19 protein-coding genes are annotated in these 22,703 nt (G+C 50.8%); 16 read left to right on the top strand and 3 right to left on the bottom strand.

Features of this window, described 5'->3' with window-relative positions:
- Nucleotides 1-30 precede the first annotated feature (30 nt).
- From JUF22_RS02330 to JUF22_RS02290, 9 genes are all read left to right on the top strand, one after another.
- The gene (locus JUF22_RS02330) at nucleotides 31-453 is read left to right on the top strand and encodes a bis(5'-nucleosyl)-tetraphosphatase (RefSeq protein ID WP_203642914.1); all 423 of its coding nucleotides are present in this window, start codon (nucleotides 31-33) and stop codon (nucleotides 451-453) included.
- Complete coding sequence (locus tag JUF22_RS02325; RefSeq protein ID WP_203642913.1) at nucleotides 443-1,018, top strand: guanylate kinase; 576 nt, start codon at nucleotides 443-445, stop codon at nucleotides 1,016-1,018. Before JUF22_RS02330 ends, JUF22_RS02325 begins: the two co-directional genes overlap by 11 nt.
- A gap of 682 nt (nucleotides 1,019-1,700) precedes the next feature.
- Nucleotides 1,701-2,159 carry a Fur family transcriptional regulator gene (locus JUF22_RS02320; RefSeq protein ID WP_203637509.1) on the top strand — a complete coding sequence of 153 codons (459 nt, stop codon included), beginning with the start codon at nucleotides 1,701-1,703 and terminating at the stop codon, nucleotides 2,157-2,159.
- A 74-nt stretch (nucleotides 2,160-2,233) separates the two neighbouring features.
- Nucleotides 2,234-2,755: a hypothetical protein gene (locus JUF22_RS02315; protein WP_203642912.1), complete on the top strand. Its 522-nt coding sequence runs from the start codon at nucleotides 2,234-2,236 to the stop codon at nucleotides 2,753-2,755.
- Nucleotides 2,756-2,775: 20 nt separating this feature from the next.
- Nucleotides 2,776-3,744 carry a DUF6681 family protein gene (locus tag JUF22_RS02310; RefSeq protein WP_203642911.1) on the top strand — a complete coding sequence of 323 codons (969 nt, stop codon included), beginning with the start codon at nucleotides 2,776-2,778 and terminating at the stop codon, nucleotides 3,742-3,744.
- A 553-nt stretch (nucleotides 3,745-4,297) separates the two neighbouring features.
- Nucleotides 4,298-5,038 (top strand): amino acid ABC transporter ATP-binding protein, encoded by a 741-nt coding sequence (locus JUF22_RS02305; RefSeq protein ID WP_125580705.1) that lies wholly within the window; start codon nucleotides 4,298-4,300, stop codon nucleotides 5,036-5,038.
- Nucleotides 5,039-5,058: 20 nt separating this feature from the next.
- Nucleotides 5,059-5,895 carry a transporter substrate-binding domain-containing protein gene (locus tag JUF22_RS02300; protein ID WP_203642910.1) on the top strand — a complete coding sequence of 279 codons (837 nt, stop codon included), beginning with the start codon at nucleotides 5,059-5,061 and terminating at the stop codon, nucleotides 5,893-5,895.
- Nucleotides 5,892-6,530, top strand: a complete 639-nt coding sequence (locus JUF22_RS02295; protein WP_203637505.1) for an amino acid ABC transporter permease — start codon at nucleotides 5,892-5,894, stop codon at nucleotides 6,528-6,530. The genes JUF22_RS02300 and JUF22_RS02295 overlap by 4 nt, the downstream gene beginning before the upstream one ends.
- Before the next feature lie 16 nt (nucleotides 6,531-6,546).
- Complete coding sequence (locus JUF22_RS02290; RefSeq protein ID WP_125765887.1) at nucleotides 6,547-7,203, top strand: amino acid ABC transporter permease; 657 nt, start codon at nucleotides 6,547-6,549, stop codon at nucleotides 7,201-7,203.
- Between the two features lie 589 nt (nucleotides 7,204-7,792).
- On the opposite strand, the gene hflX is transcribed toward JUF22_RS02290, so the two are convergent.
- Entirely contained in the window at nucleotides 7,793-9,070 is a 1,278-nt protein-coding gene (gene hflX / locus JUF22_RS02285; RefSeq protein WP_203637504.1) for a GTPase HflX, read from the bottom strand.
- An 827-nt stretch (nucleotides 9,071-9,897) separates the two neighbouring features.
- Between hflX and JUF22_RS02280 the strand changes: the two genes are divergently transcribed.
- The 7 genes from JUF22_RS02280 (at nucleotide 9,898) to JUF22_RS13890 (ending at nucleotide 18,957) form a co-directional block, all read left to right on the top strand.
- Nucleotides 9,898-11,526: a peptide ABC transporter substrate-binding protein gene (locus JUF22_RS02280; RefSeq protein ID WP_203642908.1), complete on the top strand. Its 1,629-nt coding sequence runs from the start codon at nucleotides 9,898-9,900 to the stop codon at nucleotides 11,524-11,526.
- A 913-nt stretch (nucleotides 11,527-12,439) separates the two neighbouring features.
- Nucleotides 12,440-14,068, top strand: coding sequence for a peptide ABC transporter substrate-binding protein (locus JUF22_RS02275; RefSeq protein ID WP_203642906.1), 1,629 nt, complete (start codon nucleotides 12,440-12,442; stop codon nucleotides 14,066-14,068).
- 199 nt (nucleotides 14,069-14,267) lie between these two features.
- The gene (gene opp3b, locus JUF22_RS02270; protein WP_203642904.1) at nucleotides 14,268-15,197 is read left to right on the top strand and encodes an oligopeptide ABC transporter permease; all 930 of its coding nucleotides are present in this window, start codon (nucleotides 14,268-14,270) and stop codon (nucleotides 15,195-15,197) included.
- 11 nt (nucleotides 15,198-15,208) lie between these two features.
- Complete coding sequence (locus tag JUF22_RS02265) at nucleotides 15,209-16,234, top strand: ABC transporter permease (protein WP_203637501.1); 1,026 nt, start codon at nucleotides 15,209-15,211, stop codon at nucleotides 16,232-16,234.
- 13 nt (nucleotides 16,235-16,247) lie between these two features.
- On the top strand, nucleotides 16,248-17,348 hold the full coding sequence (locus tag JUF22_RS02260; protein ID WP_125765881.1) for an ABC transporter ATP-binding protein: 1,101 nt from the start codon (nucleotides 16,248-16,250) through the stop codon (nucleotides 17,346-17,348).
- Nucleotides 17,348-18,307, top strand: a complete 960-nt coding sequence (locus JUF22_RS02255) for an ABC transporter ATP-binding protein (RefSeq protein WP_125765880.1) — start codon at nucleotides 17,348-17,350, stop codon at nucleotides 18,305-18,307. The genes JUF22_RS02260 and JUF22_RS02255 overlap by 1 nt, the downstream gene beginning before the upstream one ends.
- Before the next feature lie 569 nt (nucleotides 18,308-18,876).
- Nucleotides 18,877-18,957 carry a putative holin-like toxin gene (locus tag JUF22_RS13890; RefSeq protein ID WP_225893638.1) on the top strand — a complete coding sequence of 27 codons (81 nt, stop codon included), beginning with the start codon at nucleotides 18,877-18,879 and terminating at the stop codon, nucleotides 18,955-18,957.
- A gap of 471 nt (nucleotides 18,958-19,428) precedes the next feature.
- Here the strand turns inward: JUF22_RS13890 and JUF22_RS02250 are convergent, their stop codons facing one another.
- Together JUF22_RS02250 and JUF22_RS02245 are read right to left on the bottom strand one after the other, a co-directional pair.
- Nucleotides 19,429-20,085 (bottom strand): histidine phosphatase family protein, encoded by a 657-nt coding sequence (locus JUF22_RS02250; protein ID WP_203637500.1) that lies wholly within the window; start codon nucleotides 20,083-20,085, stop codon nucleotides 19,429-19,431.
- A gap of 579 nt (nucleotides 20,086-20,664) precedes the next feature.
- A complete protein-coding gene (locus JUF22_RS02245) occupies nucleotides 20,665-22,521 on the bottom strand; it encodes a cation:proton antiporter family protein (protein ID WP_203642902.1) in 1,857 nt (618 codons plus the stop codon).
- Nucleotides 22,522-22,703 lie beyond the last annotated feature (182 nt).

The raw sequence follows: 22,703 nt of genomic DNA, 5'->3' as shown, positions 1-22,703 counted from the left end.
AGTTTATTTAATTCGAGGGGGCAATGCAACATGATTACCGAAAATGCTAGCGGCGCGGTCGTTTACCGGCTCGTCGACAATCAAATCCAATATTTACTGTTAAAGAGTGCCACCAGTCACTTCTGGGGTTTTCCCAAGGGCCACGTCGAGGGGGATGAAACGGATCTCCAGACGGCCGTTCGTGAAATTAAAGAAGAGACTAGTTTAGTCGTCGCCATCAATCCCGAGTTTCACGCCGACTTGGACTACGACATGAAGAACGGCCATCACAAGCACGTGGTCCTGTACACGTCGCTGGTGCCAGCCGACAGTGAGATTAAGCGGCAGGTTGAAGAAATCAGTGAGTTCGGCTGGTTCGACTACAAGATTGCCCGCGAACGCCTGAGCTATGACAACTTAAAGGGCTTGTTAGACCAAGCCAATACGTACTTGGAGGATCAGCATGCCGAATAAAGTTTTGGTGATCACCGGCGCGACGGGGACCGGCAAGACCACGGTCCAAGATTATCTGGTGGCGCACTATCCCGTGACCAAGGTCATCACCCACACGACGCGGCCACCGCGCCAGGGTGAAGTCGATGGCGTCGATTACTATTTTGAAACGGAAGCCAGCTTCCCCAAGAATCATTACCTGGAATCCGTGACGTACGCCGGCTACCACTATGGGTCTTCACGCGAGGGCTTGGCCCGTGGCTTTGAACGCGCACCATTTGACGCCATCGTGTTAGATAGCAAGGGCGCCATCACCTACGCCGAAGAGCTAGGCGACCAGGCCGTCATCATTTTCCTCACGGTTAGCGAGTCTACCAAGCTGGCCCATCGGCTGAGCAAACGGGGCGACGATGAAGAAATGATGGCCCAGCGCTTAGCCAGTCCAGAGTATCGTCGCGACCTGACCATGCCGCTGGCACTGCGGGGCAAAGCGATTCAGCTAAACAACGACGACTGGGAACAGACCCAGGTGAAGCTGGATGAATTGATGACGCAGTTGCGACAGGGAGAGACGGCTGATAGTTGAGTTTCCCAGTAAATATGATAAACTAACAGGGAATTCGGGTTTAAACAGGTTGGGGTCGCCTTACCGGACGAGAAAAACTGACCGGAACGCTGTGGGCAGGACGCTCCGAGCCAAGGAGCGGTCTCGAAGCTCGCTTTGAACCTCAAAGGGCGAGTTTCAAAGTCGCCATTTCTAACGCGAACCGCGTTAGAAATCCCACGGCTGAGTCCATTTTGCCCACCCTCACGGCTGACACTGGTTTAAACCGAATTGGGTGTTAGGCTTATCGGTGGGTTGGTTGGCCGGTGAGTTTAAAGTGAACCTGTTTAGTTCGTGAATCAATCGCGAATGAATTAGATTAAATTGAAATATAGAAATGGTCGATGGGTAACCTCGTAGTGGGGCTAAGCGGCTAGTGAAAATCACCGCACCCTATCAGTGACCAGAGGCGGGCCAACCTGACCAGCTGTGTCGGTGGCCTTGGCTGAGGTCCTTTCTCAGCCTAGTCCACGGGACGACCTTGGAAACTCGCGAACCTCAGCGAGGTTTCAAGTCGAGCTGAAAGCCCGCCCCGCAGGCTGAAAGCGACCCCACAGCAGGGCAGGTTGAGCCCGCCGCCGGGAACGACCAGCATCATCAATACCCGTTTATTTTCACTGGCCTATGAACCAGTTAAGACAGAGAAAGAAGGAGGTTGGGCACTATGGCAGAATCGTTAACCACCGCCGTCGCAATTTTAAAGAAGAACAAACTGAAGATGACCAAGCAACGGCATGCTCTCTTGGAGTTTCTGCTGACGAACCAAGCCCACTACACCGACGTGGTGACCGTGGATGCTTACATGCGGACCGAGTTTCCGGGGATGAGCCACAACACGGTTTACCGTAACCTCAAGGAATTTGAAGAGGTTGGCATCGTTGAGCAAAACACGGAACAGGAACGGGCGCGGGTCAAGTATCAGTGTGACCTGCATCACCAACACCATCATCATTTTGTGTGTCAAAATTGTGGTAAGGTGATTGAATTACAGATGTGCCCGATGGACTTTTTCACAGATCAATTACCGGGTTGTGAAATTGCTGGGCACAGCTTCGAACTGTACGGCCTCTGCGCTGACTGCAAGGCGGCCGGCGTTCAGGAAGCAGACTTAGTGAAAAATTAAGATAAATTTGAAAGATTTTTGAGTTTCCTATGCGACAATAGTCGTAATTAGGCAAAACGAAGGAGGAATGACGCATGGGGTATCGCACACCACCCTTGATTACGCCGTTCGCAATTGTCTCAATGGCTCTGGCCTTGGGGGCAACTAACGTGGTGACGAACACGGTGACGAAGACCAACGAAGGCGCCACGCGGGTGTCAAACACCAGCTCATCACTGGTCAACAATATGTCGTCGAGTGATTCGAAGAAAAAGGCTAGCGACGACAGTAAGAAGAAGGATTCTGACTCTTCTAAGAGCAGTTCCGATAGCAGTGATTCCTCATCGAAGGACGAGTCATCCACGGACACGGAAAGTTCCTCGGCCAAGAAGACCTCTACGACCGAGTCTAGTACCGCGGAGAACACTACTGGCAAGACGACGACTGGAACGACTAATTCTAAAAAGAAGAAGACTTCATCGAGCGCCGTTAGCTCTTCAGCGACTACGGAAGAAAGTTCAACGGACAACGCCGATACGGCAAATGACACGACCGACAATACCGACACGGGTGGCCAAACGACAACTGGCACAACCAATGACGGCACAAATCAATAACGAAGGAAGGGGGACCGATAATGCTTAGTTTCCTTGATATGGTCAACCATTATTTAGGCTACATCAACGTCAACGCTAAAATTAAAAACCGCATCTACGTGATCATTGGTGCGTTGGGTGACCTCTACCTGTTCTACATCGCGGTTCGTTACCTGCAAAACGGCCATCCATTCTGGGGCTTACTGATCTTACTGGTAGCCATCATTCTCTTGTACTTTGTCTACCTGAACACCATCTATTATTTTACCGAGAAGAAGGCCCCGTTCGACATCTCGCCTAAGATCGAAAAGATGCTACACATGAAGCCCAAGGAAGCCGAAGAGGACGCTGCCAAGACGGCGGTCCGTGGCGGGCGAAACATTCCGGCCAACGGCTACTTTGATGAAAAGAAGATTCTCCCCGGGAAGCTGACCATGAGCGGGATGGATGCGCGCAACGTGCAAAACCTCGCCACGCAACTCCAACAGAATCAGCTCTTACAGCTGGATTACTCCGGGTTGGGCGACCGTGAAATCATGGAACAGACACGCCAGAACGGCAAGCCCGTTTACGCGTCTGGCCCTGGCACCCTGATTCCCTACTTTGATATGCAAACGGAAGGCAACCAACTGGTCGTCTACGCTGGCATCAACCAAGCAGAGAAGCAACGGGTCGGGGTGGTCAGCACGGTCGGTCTACAAAATGTGGCCGATGTGCGTGATCAGTTCGAACTGTATTTAGCCAACGCCACGCTGGTCGGCGGACCCTTCAAGGTCTTAGGCCGCACGTCACTGATCGAGCAACCGGGTGACTTCCAAGTGGCGGTCCAACTGGCCTACAAGCACAGTGACCAATCTACGACGAACACCTACGACCGGGGCTACGGTCAAACCACCACGACGCCAACACAGACGACCACCAGTCGCCGCGCCCGTTATGACAATGACCAGCCGACGGCGACTAACAACGACGATGAACCAATGACCAGAACGTCCCGGTACCATCATTAAGTTAGGTGACCGGCAAAACTAAAAATGACTCAGAAAAAATCAACCACCCAGACAGGGCAGGTTGATTTTTTTGTGTGGTGAGCAAAGTGACACAGGCGTGGCAACTACGGAAGGGATAATCAGGATAGTGTTAGCCAGAGCAGTGAGCAATTGGTTAAAATGATTAAGCCATGTTAGTGACCAGAGGTGGGCCAAGCAGGCCAGCTTGAGCCCACCGCCGGGAACGAAAACCAAGGCGCGCTCCTCATTTTCACCAATCTGGCTAGGTGACAGGGGATGTCATGAACCGAGCCCGAAAACGCTCTCGCCGCTTCCTCATGGGAATCACAAGCGTGAAATATTTTTGAAAGCAGACTGGACCCGTGGTACATCTAATCTTTGAACCCCCAAACGGTCAGTAGGGGTGGGTAACCTGGAGTGGTTTACTTTGACCGGGTAAATTTTTTGGTTTAAACTTTACATTAGACACTGTAAAAATCTGGTCTCAAGGGATTGGATGAGGCGCTAGTCCGCCGCAAGCACGGCAAACAAATCACTAGTGGAGGGAATACTTATGTCAATGATCGAATTTCACAACGTGGAAAAGTACTACGGCGATTTTCACGCGCTGCATAACATTAATTTAACGATTGAAGCCGGGGAAACGGTTGTTTTAATCGGGCCTTCTGGTTCCGGGAAATCAACCCTGATTCGGACCGTCAATGGGCTGGAACAGATTCGCGATGGCCAATTGATCGTTAACGGCCAAGATTTGGCCAATCCGAAGACGGATATGAACCGGATTCGAAAGAACGTGGGGATGGTGTTCCAACACTTTAACCTCTACGCCAACAAGACGATTCTGGAAAACATCATGTTGTCACCCCGAATCGTGTTACACCGGGGCGAAGAGGAAAACAAGAAGGTCGCCATGGAAATGCTCGACCGCGTTGGGTTAGCCGACCAAGCACCCAAGATGCCATCCCAACTTTCTGGGGGGCAACAACAACGAATCGCCATTGCGCGGTCGTTAGCCATGAAGCCGAAGTGCCTCTTGTTTGACGAACCAACCAGTGCCTTGGACCCTGAAATGATCGACGATGTGCTGAACGTTATGAAGACCATCGCCCGGGACTCCAGTATGACGTCGCTAGTCGTGACCCACGAAATGGGCTTCGCGCGTGAAGTGGCCAACCGGGTAATCTTCATGGCTGACGGCCGGATTTTGGAAGACGACTCTAAGGAAACCTTCTTCGACGGCCAACCAACCAACGAACGGGCTCGCCAATTCTTAAGCAAGATTTTGACACACTAAAACGGGGAGGAACGCTCACTATGAAAAAATTAATTCGCAGTTTGGGCCTGCTGTTCTCCCTGGTTGCCTTGACGGTCGTGATTAGTGCGTGTGGCAGCAAGCCGTTGTCCGCACGGAACGTGTACAAGACCGACCAACAATCCAAGACGATTACTTGGGGTGTCAAGGCGGATACCCGGTTGTTCGGGTTGCTAGATACCAAAGACGGGAAGATCAAAGGGTTCGAAGTGGACCTGGCGACGGCACTGACCAAGCAGATGCTTGGCAAGGATGCCAAGGCCAAGTTCATTCAAGTGACGAGTTCAACGCGGATGCCCATGTTAAAGAACGGGAACATCGACGCCATCATCGCCACCATGACCAACACGCCAGAACGGCGCAAGCAAGTCACCTTTTCTAACACGTACTTTTTTGCCGGTCAATCGTTACTGGTCAAGAAGGGCAGTTCCATTAAAAACGTTAAAGATTTAAACAAGCAAAAGGGCACGGTCCTCGGGGTCGTTGGTTCTGACTCCGTGGAAAACGTGGCCAAGGTCGCGCCTGACGCGAAGGTCTTGCAATTGACCGACTACGCCCAAGCCATGACGGCATTGAAGTCCGGTCAAGGCCAAGCGCTGACCACCGATAACGGTATTTTATACGGGATGTCGGTTCAAAACCCGGGTTATGAAGTCACCGGGGGAACGTTCGTGTCCGAACCTTACGGGATCGCCATGGACAAGGGCCAGATGCCGTTTAGAAACGCCACGAACCAGGCTTTGACCGAGTTACGGGCCAATGGCACTTATAACAAACTCCTGCACAAGTGGTTCCACAACGTGAAGGGCTTTGACTACAAGGAGGCGGCTAAAGAATGATTCATATCTTTGCAAATTACGGAGGCACCCTCCTGTACGGGTTAGGGCAGACGTTGCTGTGCAGTGTGCTCGCCTTGATCTTCAGTTTGATTTTGGGAACGCTCTTCGCTTTACTAGAAGAATCACCAAGTAAGTTTGCCCGCGGCGTGGCCCGGGTCTACATCGAAATTTTCCGGAACATTCCTTTGCTGGTTATCACCATGTTCTTCTACGTGGTCTTTCCGCTGTACGTCGTCAAGATGAACGGGTTTACCGCCGGGACGATTGGGTTGACGCTCTACACGTCCGCCTTTATCGCCGAAACGGTACGGGCTGGGATTCAGTCCGTTGACCCTGGCCAAATGGAAGGGGCCCGTGCGAACGGATTATCCTTCTGGCAGGCCATGCGGTTCATCATCTTGCCCCAAGCCTTTCGGTACGTCATTCCGCCACTGGGCAACCAATTCGTGAACCTGGTCAAGAACTCCTCAACGTTAGCCTTCGTGGGTGGCTTTGACCTGATGTACCAAGGGAACGTCATCGCGTCCAGTTCACTGGAAACCATTGCGGCTTACTCCGCGGTCGGGGTTCTCTACCTGGTCATCACGATGCCAATCAGTTACTACATGCGTTACTTAGAAAAACGGTTAGCTTAGGGGAGGAGAATAAATTATGTTACAAAACTTTATTGACGCCTACTCCCCAGATAACTTACGCTACCTGTTTGGTGGACTGGGAATCACGATTCTGGTTTCCGTGGTGTCCATCATTGGGAGTTTCATTATTGGCTCGATTCTTGGGATCATCCGCTACGTAAAAATTAAGTATTTTTCAGCTATCGTCGGCTTTATCATCGATATCATTCGGAATTTACCGTTGATCTTAATTCTGTTCTTCACCTACTTCGGGTTACCTAACCTGGGGGTCAAGCCAGAAATTATTCCAGCGGCCATTCTCGCCATGACCATCTTTGAATCCACCATGCTGGCAGAAATTGTCCGCTCCGGGATTCAAGCGGTCGACCCCGGCCAGATGGAAGGGGCCCGCGCCAACGGGTTAACCTACTGGCAAGGGCTGTGGCACATTGTCTTGCCCCAAGCCATGGTCAAGATGATTCCCGCCATCGTGAGTCAATTTATCTCACTGGTCAAGGACACGTCACTGGCAACCATCATTCTCTTGCCGGAAATGCTGTACCGGTCACAGATTATTTATGGGCAAAACACCAACTACATCATTCCGATGTTCGTGGCGATTGCTTTGATGTACTTTGTGGTCTGCTACTGCCTTTCCGTCCTCGCTCGTTACCTGGAAAAACGCCAAGCTTAGTCTTTTGGGCTAAACTTGTGTGTTGTTGCAGCGCCTCCGGGCTGGTGAAAATGGGCCGTGGCGCTGTGGGCGCACGTCTGGAGCCGAAAGGCGGTCTCCAGACTTACTTTGAGCCTCAAGAACCGAGTCTCAAAGATAGCAGTTGCCTAAGCGGGAAACCCGCTAAGGCAACTCCCACGGCTGAGCCCATTTTCACCAGCCCTGCGGCTGACACTTGTTTAGCCCGGACTACGCTGGTCGTTTGTTCAGGTGGCCGTTGTCTGTGCTTAGGTATTTGGTTGTGTGAATTTGTAAGATGGTTAAGTCCATCGACACAGCCGGGCACCTTGGCTCGCCTCTGGTCACTCCCACGACCGGCCCAGTTTTCCCAGCCCTGCGGCTGACACTTGTTTAGCCCGGACTGCGCTGGTCGTTTGTCCGGTGGCGGTTGCCTTGGTTTTGGTATTTGATTGGTTTAGTTATATTTAGACGTAAATTGAGTTCACTCACTTCAGTTCGTTGGAACTGGCGTGGGTGGGCTCTTTTCATTTATCGTAAACAAAAAGACATCCGCCTGACTATTTGTCGGGGGATGCCTTTGGTGTGCAAATTATTCGGTGACAACGTATTTTTTGAAGCGGTCGAAGTCGGCTTCTTGAAGTTCAACCTTCAGGGCCGTGCCTTCTGCTTCGTAGTTGGTGTCCAAGACGTTGGCGTGGTCGTTCATGTAGGCGACGACCTCACCGTCCGCGAATGGGACCAGGAAGTTGGCCGTTACGTAGTTGTGGAAGACCTTTTCCTTGATGGCCGTAACCAGGGCATCGATGGACGCCGGGTCCTTGGCTGACAGGATGAGTTGGTCACCTACGCGGTTCGGGTAGTGGGCTTCCGTCAGGTCGGCCTTGTTGAAGACGGTGATCATTGGCACGTCGGTGACGCCGATGTCTTGCAGCGTCTGTTCCGTGGTGGCCATCATTGATTCCTTGTTCGGGTCAGCATAGTCAACGACCTGAATCAATAGGTCAGCGTTGGCAGCTTCGGCTAACGTGGAACGGAAGGCTTTGACCAGTTGGGTAGGGAGTTGGCTCACAAACCCAACGGTATCACTCAGCAGCATCTTCTTTTGGTCGGGGAAGGTCAGCTGACGAACGCTGGTGTCCAGCGTGGCGAACAGCATGTTCTTCACGAAGACCTGTTTTTCTTCGCTCTTACCAAATTCACGAACCAGGGCGTTCATCAATGTGGACTTGCCGGCGTTGGTGTAACCGACCAGCGCAACGGAAGGGAGTTCATTCCGTTCCCGCTGTTGCCGTTGTGTGGCGGCTGCCTGGTTGATTTCCTTCAGTTCATGGTTGACGTGGTTAATCGACCGTTGAATGGTCCGCCGACTCATTTCAGTTTGCGATTCACCGGCACCACGGTTGGTGAACCCACCGCCGCCACCGCTACCCGTTTGTTGGTCCAGCCGTTGCGAAGCGCTGGTGTGCAAACGAGGGAGTTGGTATTGCAGCATGGCGAGTTGGACTTGGAGCTTGGCTTCACGGGATTGTGCCCGGTTAGCGAAGATTTCCAAGATTAAACCGGTCCGGTCCATGATGCGGGCCTTGGTGCCAGCCTCCAGGTTCCGGATTTGGCTAGGGGACAGCTCATCGTTCACGACAATGGTATCGACACCATCGTCCGCAACAATCGTCGCTAATTCCTCAACCTTACCAGTCCCAAAGTAAGTCCCTGGATTTGGCTTTGGCAATGACTGCTGAACTTCTTCAGCGACCGTCATGTTGTTGGCCTCTACCAAGTTTTTCAGTTCAGTCATCGAGTAGCCGAACGTGGCTTGACCAGCGTTCAACCCAATCGTGATGACTGGTGTTCGTGGGGTTTCTTCCAAAAGATCACCCTCCTTTAAAGTCTATACGTTGAGTATAACATGTTCCTTTGCAAACACCGAAAAATTAAGCGTTGTTAGGCTTCCGACTGTCCCAAACTAGTGAAAATCGGGTGGCGGTTTGAGGTCCGTTCCCGGCGGCGAGCTCAAGGCGCCCTGCTGTGGGGCCGGTTCCAGCCTGAGGGACGGGCTTCCACCTCAACTTTGAGCCTGAGAGGCGGTCTCAAAGGTTGTCCCATGGACTAAGCTGAGTGAGAAACCTCAGCTAAGACCATCGACACAGCTGGTCACCTTGGCTCGCCTCTGGTCACTTATACTGATCGTGTATTTTCACTGGATTGGCACTGGCTGGTGTTTGGGTGTGTGATTGCTAATTTTTCGGGTGTGAAGGCGAGGGGATTATTTGGAAACATTGAGATAACTTGTGACCACACTGGTGAATGAATCCAACGCTAAAGACAGTTAGAAATTACATATTTCTGAGAAGCAACACCACAATCGTTATTGGGTTGGTGTTATGTCAGCCGTGAGGGCGGGCAAAATAGGCTCAGCCGTGGGATTTAGTTTTTGGTGGGAACCACCGAAAACTAAATGGCGTCTTTGAAACGCGGGCTTGGCGGTTCAAAGCGAGCTGAAAGACCGCTCCTCAGGCTTTCGGCGTCCTGCCCACCGCGTTCCGGCCTATTTTGACCGCCCGGTAAGGTGATGACAAAGACCAACAGAAACTCTCGAAAATGAGAATTTGGTATTGATTCTCATTTGATTTTAATTTATAGTGGTCTTTATCAACAAAGTTGCTTAGGCATACTAACTTAGAGGGGTCGGATTTTATGAGAGTTAAATCAGTCATTAAGTTAGGGACGGTCGCCGCGCTAACCACCATTGCGTTAGCCGCGTGTGGTTCATCTTCTAGCAGCAGTAGCCAAGCCAAGGATCAAACCTTGACCTGGATGGAAAGTTCCGCGTTACCAACCATGGACAGTTCGTTGGCAACCGACGTCGTTTCCGGTGAAACGCTGAACAACACAGGTGAGGGTCTGTTGAAGTTTGGCAAGAATAGTACCACGCATCCCGCCGTCGCCAAGAGCTACAGCAAGTCTAAGGACGGCAAGACCTACACGTTTAATCTCCGGAAATCCAACTGGAGCAACGGGGATAAAGTAACCGCCAAAGATTTCGTTTACGGCTGGCAACGCACAGTCAACCCGAAGACGGGGTCCCAATACGCCTACCTCTACGCTGACGTGAAGAACGCCAACGCCATCATGAATGGCAAGAAGGCCGTTTCCACGCTGGGCATCAAGGCCGTCGGGGATTACAAGGTCCAAGTGACTTTGATTCATCCCGTCAGCTACTTCCCAACGCTGGTCGCCCAAACCGCGTTCTTCCCACAAAACCAAAGCGTCGTGGAAAAATACGGCAAGAAGTACGCCACCAACGCCCAAGACAACGTCTACAACGGGGCCTTTAAGCTGAGCTACTGGACCGGGACGTCTGACAACTGGACGCTGACGAAGAACACGAAGTACTGGAATGCCAAGTCCGTTAAGCTTAAGCACATCAAATTTAGTGCCGTTAAGGATCCCCAAACGGCTTTGAGCCAATACCAGAGTGGCAAGCTCGATGCCATTTACCTGAGTGGCCAACAACCGAAGAACTACAAGAACAACAAGGAATACCATGCGCGGAACAGTTCCCGGGTCGCTTACCTGGAACTCAACGAGAAGAAGGATTCCATGATGCGGAACAAGAAGGCGCGTCAAGCCTTGTCATTGGTCATCAACCGGAATCAATTTGTGAACAAAGTGCTCGACAACGGGTCAAAGGTCGCAACCGGGATTGTCACGAGTGGTCTGGCCATCCGCAACGGCAAGGACTTTGCGACTGAGGGCACGATTCCTGCCGCTACCGAACACAACCTGGCTAAGGCTAAGAAGTTGTGGAACGAAGCCTTAAAGGAAACTGGGCGTAAGAGTTACTCACTGACCCTGATGGCCGACGATACCGCTGAAGGCAAGAGCACGACCGAATTCGTTCAGAGTCAATGGTCGAAGCTGCCTAACTTCAAGGTCACCAACTCTAATTTGCCATACAAGACGCGGCTTTCCCGTTCTGCTAGTGGCCAGTTCGACGCCGTGGTGACGCTCTGGGGCGCTGACTTCCCAGACCCAATCACCGACCTGTCTCTGTTCACGTCCGACAATTCCTACAACAATGGGAAATGGTCTAACAAGACTTACGACAAGCTGGTCAAGGAAGCTACGACGACCAACGCCAACAAGCCGGCTGCCCGGTGGCAAAATCTGATTGATGCCCAAAAGGTTCTGTTGAAGGACCAAGGGATCATTCCGGTTTACCAGAGTGGCAAGCCACAATTGGTTAAGTCAAAGGTTAAGGGCGTCACTTACTTCCCAGTTAGTTCCAACTGGGACTTCAGCAAGGCCTACATCGCTAAGTAAGCTAGTCGGAGCCGCTTCGGCAGTGAAAATGAGAGGTGTTCGGTGACGTCCGTTCCCGGCAGTGGTCTCAAGCGGGCCTGCTATGGGGTCGGTCCCAGCCTGAGAAGCGGTCTGGGACCTCGACTTTGTGCCTGAAAGGCGGTCACAAAGGTCGCCCCGTGTTCTAAGCTGAGAAGAATCGCTCAGCTAAGAACACCGACACAGCTGGCCGGCTTGGCCCACCTCTGGTCACTCACATCGGCCGGAACTGTCTCATTTTCCTGGCCTGACAGTACTGCTAACACTTATTTTTCAAGAATTAGACAACTGATAATTTTTTTCAGGACTGATACCCCTCTAACTGGGCGTGTCAGTCCTGTTTTTGTATATGTAGGAATTTACCGGGGGTCGGGGGCTAAACGGCCGTGTGTGGACTCGGAGGGGACTTCTGGGCTGTCTCCACGTTATAAACACCTTAATGTTTTCAGCTTGCCACTCTTACGGAAAACTTAGAATGACTATTTTTGAAAAATGAATATTAGAATTCACCGATTTTGACGGATTAATTATTTAACTGGTAGCGGCACCATTTGCGACGGAATCCCGCTGGGGTGCGCTCCTTGAACTCTAATAAAAGGTTTTACTAACTCTGTGTAACCGTAACCATTGCTGTTATAACAGTCATTCAGCATCGTAACTTTATGCTGTTTTTCTGTATACGGTATACAGAAAACGAAAATTCCGCGCGTTTTAAATGTGACATCAGATTTTAATTTTTTATTTTAAACCGCGGTGCAACAACGTTTTGATAAATTTTTTTAAATTAAATTAGCTTTTACCATTGATTTTAATTGTTTTCTAATATACAATTGCAATATCAAATTTGAGGTTGTCAATTTATTTATCAAACAACTAAGAGGGGTTGGATTATAAAATGAAAATCAATTCGGCAGTCAAACTCGGAACGGTCGCGACATTTGCCGCTGTGTTACTTGCAGCGTGTGGATCATCATCAAACAGTTCTAGCGAGGCTAGCAAGCAGACGTTAAACTGGATGGAAAATTCCGCATTACCTTCAATGGATTCTTCTACCGCCACGGATGTTGTTTCTGGGGAAACGATGAACAACACCGGTGAAGGTCTTCTCCGGATCGGCAAGAACAGTTCCATTCACCCAGGGGTCGCTAAGAGCTACACCAAGTCCAAAGATGGTAAGACTTACACCTTCAACTTGCGTAAGTCTAACTGGAGTAACGGCGACAAGGTAACCGCTAAAGACTTCGTTTACGCCTGGCAACGGACCGTTAACCCTAAGACCGCTTCACAATACGCTTACATGTACGCGCAGGTTAAGAACGCCAACGCCATCATGAACAAGAAGAAGCCAGTTTCTAGCTTAGGGATTAAGGCCGAAGGGGACTACAAGGTGGTTGTAACGTTAACACAAGCCACTAGTTACTTCCCTTCATTGGTTGCAAGTCCAATGTTCTTCCCACAAAATGAATCAGTTGTTCAAAAATACGGTAAGAAATACGCAACGAATGCCCAAGATAACGTCTACAACGGTCCATTTAAGTTAACTTACTGGACTGGGACGTCCGATAACTGGACATTAAGCAAAAACACTAAGTACTGGGGCGCTAAGAATGTTAAACTAAAGAAGATCAACTTCAAGACGATGAAGGATCCCCAAACTTCTTTGAGTCAGTACCAAAGTGGCAAGCTTGACGCAACTTACTTGAGTGGTCAACAACCTAAGAACTACAAGAACGACAAGCAATATGTTGAACGTAAGAGTGCCTCAACCTTCTACATTGAATTGAACGAAAAGAAAGATTCAATGTTGAAGAACAAGAAGGCTCGTCAAGCCTTATCACTGGCTATCAACCGGAACCAATTCGTCAACAAGGTCTTAGCTGATGGTTCTACTGCTTCAAAGGGCTTAGTTTCAACTGGTTTAGCTGAAAACAAGGGAACGGACTTCAACACTGATGCTGCTGTTCCAGCCGCAACTTCACAAGACCTGGCCAAGGCTAAGAAGCTTTGGAAACAAGCTTTGAAGGAAACGGGCCGTTCTAGCTACTCACTGACCTTAATGGCCGATGACACGCCAGCCGGTAAGAACAGTGCCGAATTCATCCAGAGTCAATGGGCTAAGTTGGATGGCTTAAAGGTTACCAACAGTAACTTGCCATTCAAGACGCGTTTGAGCCGTTCACAAAATGGCCAATTCGATGCCGTTATCTCTGCTTGGGGTGCTGACTTCCCTGACCCAATTTCATTCCTGTCTCTGTTCACTTCAGGTAACTCTTACAACAACGGGAAGTGGTCTTCCAAGGCTTACGACAAGGATGTTGCCGCAGCCACTGGTAAAGATGCCAACAACAACACTGCTCGTTGGAATGACATGGTTAACGCCCAAAAGACTATCTTAAATGACCAAGGGATCATCCCCGTTTACCAACAAGGGAAAGCCCAACTGGTCAAGTCCGATGTCAAGGGATTGATTTACTTCCCAACCGGTGCTAACTGGGACTTCAGTCGCGCTTACATTGCTAAGTAAGCAACACGTTTAAATCAGTTATGACGGTCAGGCGAAGGCCCGACTTAAATAAGCTTTATCGGGGTAAGGATTAACGCGAGTTGGTCCTTACTTTTCGATATTATTGCAATCATTTATCATCTTGTTATTTTCGTGGAGTTCTTGTTAAGTTTAACGACTTAACGGTAACAAATAAGTCTACTGATTGAGAGGTAAACAAATGGCAAAGTATCTAGCAAAACGGATCTTTTACCTGATCCTGACCTTATTCATCGTTATTACCTTGACGTTCTTCCTAATGAAGTTGTTACCCGGGACGCCACTGACTAACCAAGCTAAGTTGTCCAAGAGTCAGATTGCGCTGATCTACGAACAATATGGTTTGAACAAGCCAGTCTGGCAACAGTACCTGCTGTACCTAGCAGGGGCTGTGCGGGGTAACTTCGGAACGTCTTTCCAATTCAGCGACCAACCAGTGTCCTACTTGCTTTCAAGTCGGATCGGACCATCCTTGCAGATTGGGCTGCAAGCCATGATCTTAGGGGTCATCGTTGGGATCATTGTCGGGGCCTTTGGGGCCATGCGGCAGAACTCGTGGGTTGATACCACGGCTACGGTTGTTTCTATCTTAGGGATTTCTATTCCATCTTTCGTTTTAGCCGTTTTACTCCAATACTACTTGGGGTTGAAATTGGGCTGGTTCCCAATCGCCGAATGGGGTGGCTTTATCTACACGGTCTTGCCAACCCTAGCGTTAGGAGCGACGCCGCTAGCCGAGTCGGCGCGGTTCGTCCGAACCGAAATGGTCGACGTGCTCAGTTCGGATTACATTGAATTGGCCAAAGCGAAAGGGTTGAGTCGTACGGGGGTTATTTACCACCATGCGCTGCGGAACAGTTTGATTCCGTTGATTACGATCGTTGGACCGTTAGCTGTGAACATCATGACTGGATCCATGGTTGTGGAAAACATTTTCTCCATTCCTGGTATCGGGGAACAATTCGTTAAGTCCGTCTTGACGAACGATTACCCAACCATCATGGGCTTGACCATCATCTACTCATTCATGCTCTGTGTCGTTCTGTTGTTCACCGATATCTTATACGGTATCGTGGACCCACGGATCCGGATCACAGGAAAGGCTAACTAGGAGGTAAATAAATGGCAGATACAGTTAAACTCCCTGAAGATAGCTTTAAGCGAATCAATGCCGATGACCGGGCAGCGCTCGACAGTGAAAAAATTGCGGCGCCTTCGTTAACCTTCGCGCAAGATGCATGGCGCCGGTTGCGGAAGAACAAGGGTGCTTGGGTATCCTTGATTGTCTTAGCCATCGTGTTCATCATGGCCTTTGGGTCCCTGGTGGTCTCACCACACAACCCGAACGCCGTGAACCCGTCATACGCCAACTTACCTTCTAAGATTCCTGGTATTGGCATCAACGGCTTCAACGGGACGTTGGTCCAAGCGGGTCAACGAATCGATGCTTATAAGCAGGCTGGGGCTTCCAGCAAGTTTTACATCATGGGGACCGACTACTTAGGCCGGGACCTGTTCTCACGGGTTCTCTACGGGACTCGGATCTCCTTGATCATTGCGTTAGTGGCGACCCTCTTTGATTTAACGATTGGGGTGACCTACGGGATGTTCTCGGGGTGGAAAGGTGGCCGCATAGATACCATTATGCAGCGTATCATTGAAATCATCTTGTCCATCCCTAACCTAGTTGTTATCGTCCTGTTGATTTTGATTCTGAAACCCGGGATGACCTCAATCATCATTGCCATCGCGCTGACATCGTGGACCAACATGGCCCGACTAGTCCGAGCGCAAACGATGGAGATAAAGGAACAAGAATACATTCTGGCGGCGAGAACGCTGGGTGAGCGACCGCTGAAGATAGCCTTCAAGCATCTTCTGCCAAACCTCTCCAGTGTGATCATCATTAACACGATGTTTACCATCCCTAACGCCATCTTCTTCGAAGCCACCTTGTCCTACATTGGGATTGGGATTTCCTCACCACAGGCTTCACTAGGGACGTTGTTGAACGATGGACAGAAGAACTTCCAATTCCTACCATATCAAATGTGGTGGCCAGCGTTGATTCTTTCCATCATCATGTTAGCCTTTAACCTTCTGGGTGATGGCTTACGGGATGCCTTTGATCCGCGGACGAAAGAGTAGGTGAACTAACGTCATGGAGAACGATAAAAACATTTTGGAAGTACGCAACCTGCAGGTTAATTTCAAAACTTACGCCGGTGACGTTAAGGCCATCCGGAACGTCAGCTTTGATCTGCGGAAGGGTGAAACCTTAGCCATCGTTGGGGAATCTGGTTCCGGTAAATCCGTGACCACCCGGACGATTATGGGATTAAACGCCCGTAACGCCGACATCACCAGTGGCTCGATCCTATACAAGGACCAAGACCTGTTGAAGAAGAGCGACAAGGAAATGGAACAATTCCGGGGACAAGATATCGCCGAAATTTTCCAAGACCCAATGACCTCACTGGACCCAACCATGAAGATCGGTAAGCAAATTGCCGAACCGCTGATGGTCCACAAGGGTATGAAGAAAGAAAAAGCCTTGGCACAAGCCTTGGAAATGATGAAATTAGTTGGGATCACCGATGCAGAAAACCGGATCAATGATTATCCGCACCAATTCTCTGGTGGGATGCGGCAACGGATCGTGATTGCGATTGCCTTGATCAATTATCCAGAAATTCTGATTGCCGATGAACCAACGACCGCCTTGGACGTGACGATTCAGGCTCAAATTTTGAACCTGATGAAGGAACTGCAAGACAAGATTTCCACGTCAATCATCTTTATCACGCATGACTTGGGTGTCGTGGCCGGCATGGCCGACCGGGTCGCCGTTATGTATGCCGGGAAGATCGTGGAATACGGGACTGTCGATGAAATTTTCTACAACCCGAAGCATCCGTACACGTGGGGCCTTTTGAGTTCCATGCCAACGCTTGATTCGAGTGGGGATGAATTGCCATCGATTCCTGGGACGCCACCTGACTTACTCGATCCACCAACCGGGGATGCTTTCGCTGCCCGGAACGCGTACGCCCTGAAGATTGATACGGAACAAGAACCACCATTCTTTAAGGTTTCTGACACGCACTACGCGGCCACTTGGTTGCTCCATCCGGATGCACCAAAGGTCACGCCGCCAGCCCAAATCGTGGCGCGGCAAAAGAAGTACGCTGAGATGCAACAGGCCTTGGTCGCCAAGCAACGGCCAAGTGTCCCAGTTGAAGAAGAGGAGGAACAGCAATAATGGACTACGAAAATGCCGAAAAAATCCTCGAGGTCAAGCACCTCAAGCAATACTTCAACGTGGGTAAGGCCGATGAGGTTCGCGCCGTCGATGATATCTCGTTTGATATCTACCGCGGGGAAACCTTTGGTCTTGTTGGTGAATCCGGTTCTGGGAAGACCACGACCGGTCGGGCCATCATCCATTTGTACGAACCTACCTCAGGTGAAATCTTGTTTAACGGCAAGAACGTGGATAACTTTACTAGTAAAGACGACCAACGCGAATTCCGTCAAGATATGCAAATGATTTTCCAAGATCCTTACGCGTCCTTAAATCCGCGGATGAAGGTCAAGGATATCGTGGCCGAAGGTATCGACATTAACCATTTGGCTAAGGACGATGCCGACCGGACCAAGCGGGTGGAAGACTTGCTGGAAACTGTGGGTCTGAACAAGGACCACTCCAGCCGGTACCCCCACGAATTCTCTGGTGGGCAACGGCAACGGATTGGGATTGCGCGGGCATTAGCCGTTGATCCTAAGTTCGTGATTGCCGATGAACCTATCTCAGCCTTGGATGTTTCCATCCAGGCCCAAGTGGTCAACCTGATGAAGAAGCTCCAGCGTGAACAGGGCTTAACGTACCTGTTCATCGCCCATGACCTCTCCATGGTGAAATACATTTCGGACCGGATCGGGGTTATGCATTACGGCCGGATGCTAGAAATCGCCGACTCTGACGAAATTTACGCCCACCCCTTGCATGATTACACCAAGAGTTTACTGTCCGCTGTGCCTGTCCCTGACCCTGAGTTCGAACGGACCCGGGAAGAGATTGCGTACGACGGTAGCGGTGAAAACGATGGCAAGGAACGTCATTTGGTTGAAATCGCCCCACGTCACTGGGTGCGGGCTGCCGATGATGAAATTGACATGTACACCCAACGGGCCCACGAGGCTTCGTTGATTCGCAAGTAAGTGTTTTAGCACCGCAGCTGTTTTCCTGGCTGCGGTGCTTTTCTTTGGGCTTGGTTCGGGGCTTTAGGTCAAAGGCTTTTGGGTCAAGGACAGTGGAGTGGGGGATGGCCGCCTGCGGCTTCCAGGGTTCCTCCAGCTCGCTTTTAAGCCGCCAGGGTCGGCATCTCAAAAGTCGCCCCGTGATGTAAGGTCGGGAAGCCCACCGGCCTAACATCACCGACACAGCCGTCTCCGCCCTGGCTTCCTCCGGCTCCTGGTTGTGCGTTGACCAGGTCGCTGGTTTAGCCCGAAGCCCGAAGCCCAACTTAATTTGCTGACTTGGTACAAACTATTCACAGTTGGCTACACAGCTTATGTACTTGGAGGATGCAAAAAGGGCCAGCAACCGTGATTAGTTGCTGGCCATAGAGATGGAACGGTTTATTGAATTATTTGTAAGTCGACTTACCGAGGGAATGGCGATAACTCTGTTACACTGGGAAATGCAGGAAGTTTTGTGAGCGGGGGCTGTCTTTTTCCTTCTGAGGTGAAGCGTATGGAAAAAATCCCAAAGAAAGGTTTCACAGTCCATGAGCGTGTTTCAAGCGCTATCATTGATGTTGGCGTTTGCCACATTGATGATACTAATCGATCGTCACGATCGAAAGTAATCAAAAAAGCCGCCCTGTATAAGCTTTGACAGGCTAGGGCGACTCATCTGTCGTTACTGTCTCCGCTCTTGAAGCGGCTTGTAAGGTCGGCGGTCCAACGCCGGCCTTTTTCTATGATTACAATATAGCATATTCTGACTCGAATGCCTATTCAAGCCACTCAAATTAGTGTGAAAGCATAGAGAATTTGAAATCAATTCCATAGCCCTAAACATCGTTCAAATCCATAGTTGATTGTCATAACAATCGGAAATATTCAAAAGCCGCCCCCTAAATCTTTGACGGGTTAGGGCGACTCATTCGTCGTTACTGTCTCCGCTCTTGAAGTGGCTTGTAAGGTCGGTGCTCGAACGCCAGTCTTTTTCATGCTTATAATATAGCATATTCTAACCCGGACAACCCTGCCAAGCGCTTACAAATTTCGTTATAAAAAGCCCGCCAACAAAAGCTTGTCAGTAGGCTAGTAAGAGACTATTTAATCTTACCCTCAGAGTTGTTGTAGTCGTTCACCTTGTAGGTGCCGTCCTTAACGGTAATCTTGGTGATACTCCCGTTATCGACCGGCACGGAGACGTCGATGTCCGAGTACTTGGAAACGATACTGCGGATGGTCGTGCTGTGGGTGGCAATCAGAATGCGGTCGCCATCTTTGGCAGCGGCAATCGCGTGGTCCAAACCTGGTTGTACCCGGGCCCAGAACATCGCGTTGTCTTCAGCATCGCCGAAGGGGTCTTGGGCGTGAAACATGTCCTTGGTCTTTTCAATCGTCAATTCCTTGATCATGGCGTTGAAAGAGTCCAGGCCAACCGGCGTACCCAGCGTGTGCCAGGTGAGACCGGTGTCGAGGCCTTCGAAATACCCAAAGTTTTCTTCACGGAAGGCGGGTTCCGTCGTCAAAGCAACGGGGGCCTGGTTAGCGGCTAAAATGTTCTTCGCCGTATTCTGGGCCCGCGTCGTGTCACTGGCATAGGCAGCGGCAAAAGGAATCTTCGCCAATCGCTCGCCGGCACGTTTTGCATCGGCGATTCCCTTAGCGGTCAGCGGAGAGTCGGACCACCCTTGAATCCGGTGGTATTTGTTCAAATAAGTTTGGCCGTGACGCACCAAGTAAAGTTCAACTGTTGCCATCTCAATCTCTCCTATTCTTCAAAGAACTTCCTCCATGGTCTGTTGCTCGCTGTCATTGCCTCCGGGATAGTGAAAATAGGCCGTGGCGCTGTGGGCGAACGTCCGAAGCCAAAGAGCGGTCTTCGGACTTACTTTGAGCCTCAAAGGACGAGTCTCAAAGATATCAGTTACCTAAGTGGCTTTGCCGCTAAGGTAACTCCCACGGCTGAGCCTATTTTCACCATCCCTGCGGCTGATAAACGTTTAGACCATGGATAAGGTCAACTGTTCGTTAAATGACAGCTACTTTCAGTTAGTTACCAATACATAGGTGGTAACTAACTGAAAGACATAACCAATGGTGTGGGCACTCGCAGTGTAGCCGAGAGGGCAGCGAAAATGAGCTCAGCCGGGGGATTCTCTGTGTTCTTCAAAGAATGGCGACTTTGAAACGCGATTTGGGCGGTTCAAAGCGAGGGCGAAGACCGCTCTTTGGCTTCGGCCGTCCTGCCCCCAGCGTTCCGGCTCATTTTTTCTGCCCGGCAAGGCGCTGGTAACATCAGTTTGGTACCCATACAACTGGTTAATATCTTAACAGTTTTAGTTTAAAATGCCTAGTTCGCGCCGGATGTCACGAGCCGTTTCCGCATTGCTCGTGAAGATGATCCGGTCATTCAGCTTTAGCGTGGTACTCCCGGTTGGCCGAACAAAGTGACCATCCCGGAAAATCTGACTGATGGTGATGTCTTTAACAAATGGCAAACTGTGAATTTCCAGGCCGGTGTAGCGCCGGTTGTGGAGGGCCACTTCGTAGACGGCGGCGGTCGTTGAGGTCAACAGGCGTAAGGTCGTTGGCGTTTCAATCAGGCTCCGGAGCATGGAGATGTTCACGTTCGGCGTGTTGTAGACCTCGATGCCCAGGTCGGTCAGCTCGTCTTCGCGGGCGTCTAACACGTTGCGGTCCTCGAAGCGGGCGATGACCCGTTTGACCCCGTAGGCTTTAGCGGCCTTGGCCAGCTCATAATTCTTGTTGGCGTTGAAATGACCGAGAACCACGATATCCGCGTCGAAGGCATCCTGAGCCTCCACGTAGTCACTTTCCAATGAATCCAGCAGGTGAACGTTGACCTCGGAGTTATAAGTTTTGTAATTGTCAGGTTTGTCGGTGTACATACTGATGTCGTACCAGCTATCGGCCAGCTGTTGCGCCACGGGCACGGTCAGCAGGTTGGTCCCGATGAAGTGGACGGTCGACTTCTTCAGGTCTTCAGCCTCGGCGGAGTAGCCGGTGTTAAAGAGCAGGGGCCCCAGCACACAGGTCAAAATGGCGGCCAGTAGGAAGGCACCAGACTGTTGCGAGGTGACGACCTTCATGGACTTGGCAACCTGCAAGACGGCCAGGACCATGGTGATGGTGGCCGCGGAAATGGCGGTCCCTGCAAAGGCGTTACCGCGTTTGAACCGCAACCGCAAGATGAAGTAAACGGCGGCCTTGGACAGCAGGTAGGCGGCAAAGAAGGCCGGAATCAGCAGCAAGGTTGCCGGGTCTGCCAGCAGCGTGCGCAGGTTGAGGTCGGCCCCACTCATCATGAAGAAGATGGGGATGAAGAACCCGTACCCGATGCCATCGAGCCGGACCATGGTGTTTTCCTGTGGTTGCAGGAGTTTCATCACGATGCCGGCCACGAAGGCGCCCAGGATACCCTCGGCCCCCACGGATTCGGCAATGACCACCAGACTAAAAATCAGGAAGAAGGCCAGTCGAATGTCCAGCTGGGTCGTAGACTTGTTGATGCTGTCAAAGAAGGTGAAGAACGGCTTGAACCGGCGAAAGAGCACCCCGGCCGCCAGGAAGACCAGCAGGAGCAGCCACAGGGACTTGCTATTGTCACCAAAGACGGATGCGTAAATCGTTAGCGAAAACAGCGGGATGATTTCACCCAACGCGGCAATCAACAGGACGGTCTGTCCGAATGGTTTGCTCAGCAGTTCCTTTTCCTTCAGCGTGGCAATGACGATCCCCAAAGAAATCGTCATGAAGATAATGGCCGCCAGCCACGGGTCCTTGAACAGCCCGGTCCATTGGCAAATGAAGCCCAGCAACAGCGAGCTGACCATGATGGCCGCGTAGCTTGAGACGGCGAGAAAGACCGGCGAGTACTTGGGCGCACTCCCGGCCGCTTTGGCCGCTAACGGGGTCTGCGGCACCTTGCGCCGGCTGAACAGGCTGAAGTCGATTTCCATCCCACTGAGGAACAGGAGGAAAATGACCCCGGTGCTCGACAGTAAGGACAACGTCGAATTGCTGTGAACGATGTTGAGGACGCTAGGGCCCAACAGGATTCCCACCAAAATTTCCACCACGGCGGTCGGTAGCACGGTCAGTTTGAATTTGGCCATGACCAGCGGCGTCACCAGGGCGGCGGTTAAAATAATTAACAAGGATACTTGATCCATCGTTTCATCCCCTCAAAAAAAGTTCCCCTACATTATACCAAAGTTCGCGTGAAGGAACTGGTTTGACGCCGGTCAGTTTACTTTCTTTATAGGCTGAACACGTGTAAAATGGAAAGTCGAATTATGCTTGATACGGGTTTAATTTTAGTCGTTGCTGGTGCCTCCGGGCTGGTGAAAATAGG

It is taken from the genome of Levilactobacillus lanxiensis (assembly GCF_016861655.1).
In the GTDB taxonomy this organism is placed as follows: Bacteria; Bacillota; Bacilli; order Lactobacillales; family Lactobacillaceae; genus Levilactobacillus; species Levilactobacillus lanxiensis.
Note: the sequence above shows the minus strand (reverse complement) of the source record. Positions and strands in the feature narration are given on the sequence as shown.

Excerpts from the sequence above, each read along its gene's own strand:
- JUF22_RS02245 (WP_203642902.1), bottom strand. The coding sequence starts at position 22,521 with ATGGATCAAGTATCCTTGTTAATTATTTTAACCGCCGCCCTGGTGACG.
- JUF22_RS02260 (WP_125765881.1), top strand. The coding sequence starts at position 16,248 with ATGGAGAACGATAAAAACATTTTGGAAGTACGCAACCTGCAGGTTAAT.
- JUF22_RS02310 (WP_203642911.1), top strand. The coding sequence starts at position 2,776 with ATGCTTAGTTTCCTTGATATGGTCAACCATTATTTAGGCTACATCAAC.
- opp3b (WP_203642904.1), top strand. The coding sequence starts at position 14,268 with ATGGCAAAGTATCTAGCAAAACGGATCTTTTACCTGATCCTGACCTTA.
- JUF22_RS02275 (WP_203642906.1), top strand. The coding sequence starts at position 12,440 with ATGAAAATCAATTCGGCAGTCAAACTCGGAACGGTCGCGACATTTGCC.
- JUF22_RS02265 (WP_203637501.1), top strand. The coding sequence starts at position 15,209 with ATGGCAGATACAGTTAAACTCCCTGAAGATAGCTTTAAGCGAATCAAT.
- JUF22_RS02330 (WP_203642914.1), top strand. The coding sequence starts at position 31 with ATGATTACCGAAAATGCTAGCGGCGCGGTCGTTTACCGGCTCGTCGAC.
- JUF22_RS02320 (WP_203637509.1), top strand. The coding sequence starts at position 1,701 with ATGGCAGAATCGTTAACCACCGCCGTCGCAATTTTAAAGAAGAACAAA.
- JUF22_RS02315 (WP_203642912.1), top strand. The coding sequence starts at position 2,234 with ATGGGGTATCGCACACCACCCTTGATTACGCCGTTCGCAATTGTCTCA.
- JUF22_RS13890 (WP_225893638.1), top strand. The coding sequence starts at position 18,877 with ATGAGCGTGTTTCAAGCGCTATCATTGATGTTGGCGTTTGCCACATTG.
- JUF22_RS02280 (WP_203642908.1), top strand. The coding sequence starts at position 9,898 with ATGAGAGTTAAATCAGTCATTAAGTTAGGGACGGTCGCCGCGCTAACC.
- JUF22_RS02300 (WP_203642910.1), top strand. The coding sequence starts at position 5,059 with ATGAAAAAATTAATTCGCAGTTTGGGCCTGCTGTTCTCCCTGGTTGCC.
- JUF22_RS02305 (WP_125580705.1), top strand. The coding sequence starts at position 4,298 with ATGTCAATGATCGAATTTCACAACGTGGAAAAGTACTACGGCGATTTT.
- JUF22_RS02290 (WP_125765887.1), top strand. The coding sequence starts at position 6,547 with ATGTTACAAAACTTTATTGACGCCTACTCCCCAGATAACTTACGCTAC.
- JUF22_RS02250 (WP_203637500.1), bottom strand. The coding sequence starts at position 20,085 with ATGGCAACAGTTGAACTTTACTTGGTGCGTCACGGCCAAACTTATTTG.
- JUF22_RS02325 (WP_203642913.1), top strand. The coding sequence starts at position 443 with ATGCCGAATAAAGTTTTGGTGATCACCGGCGCGACGGGGACCGGCAAG.
- JUF22_RS02255 (WP_125765880.1), top strand. The coding sequence starts at position 17,348 with ATGGACTACGAAAATGCCGAAAAAATCCTCGAGGTCAAGCACCTCAAG.
- JUF22_RS02295 (WP_203637505.1), top strand. The coding sequence starts at position 5,892 with ATGATTCATATCTTTGCAAATTACGGAGGCACCCTCCTGTACGGGTTA.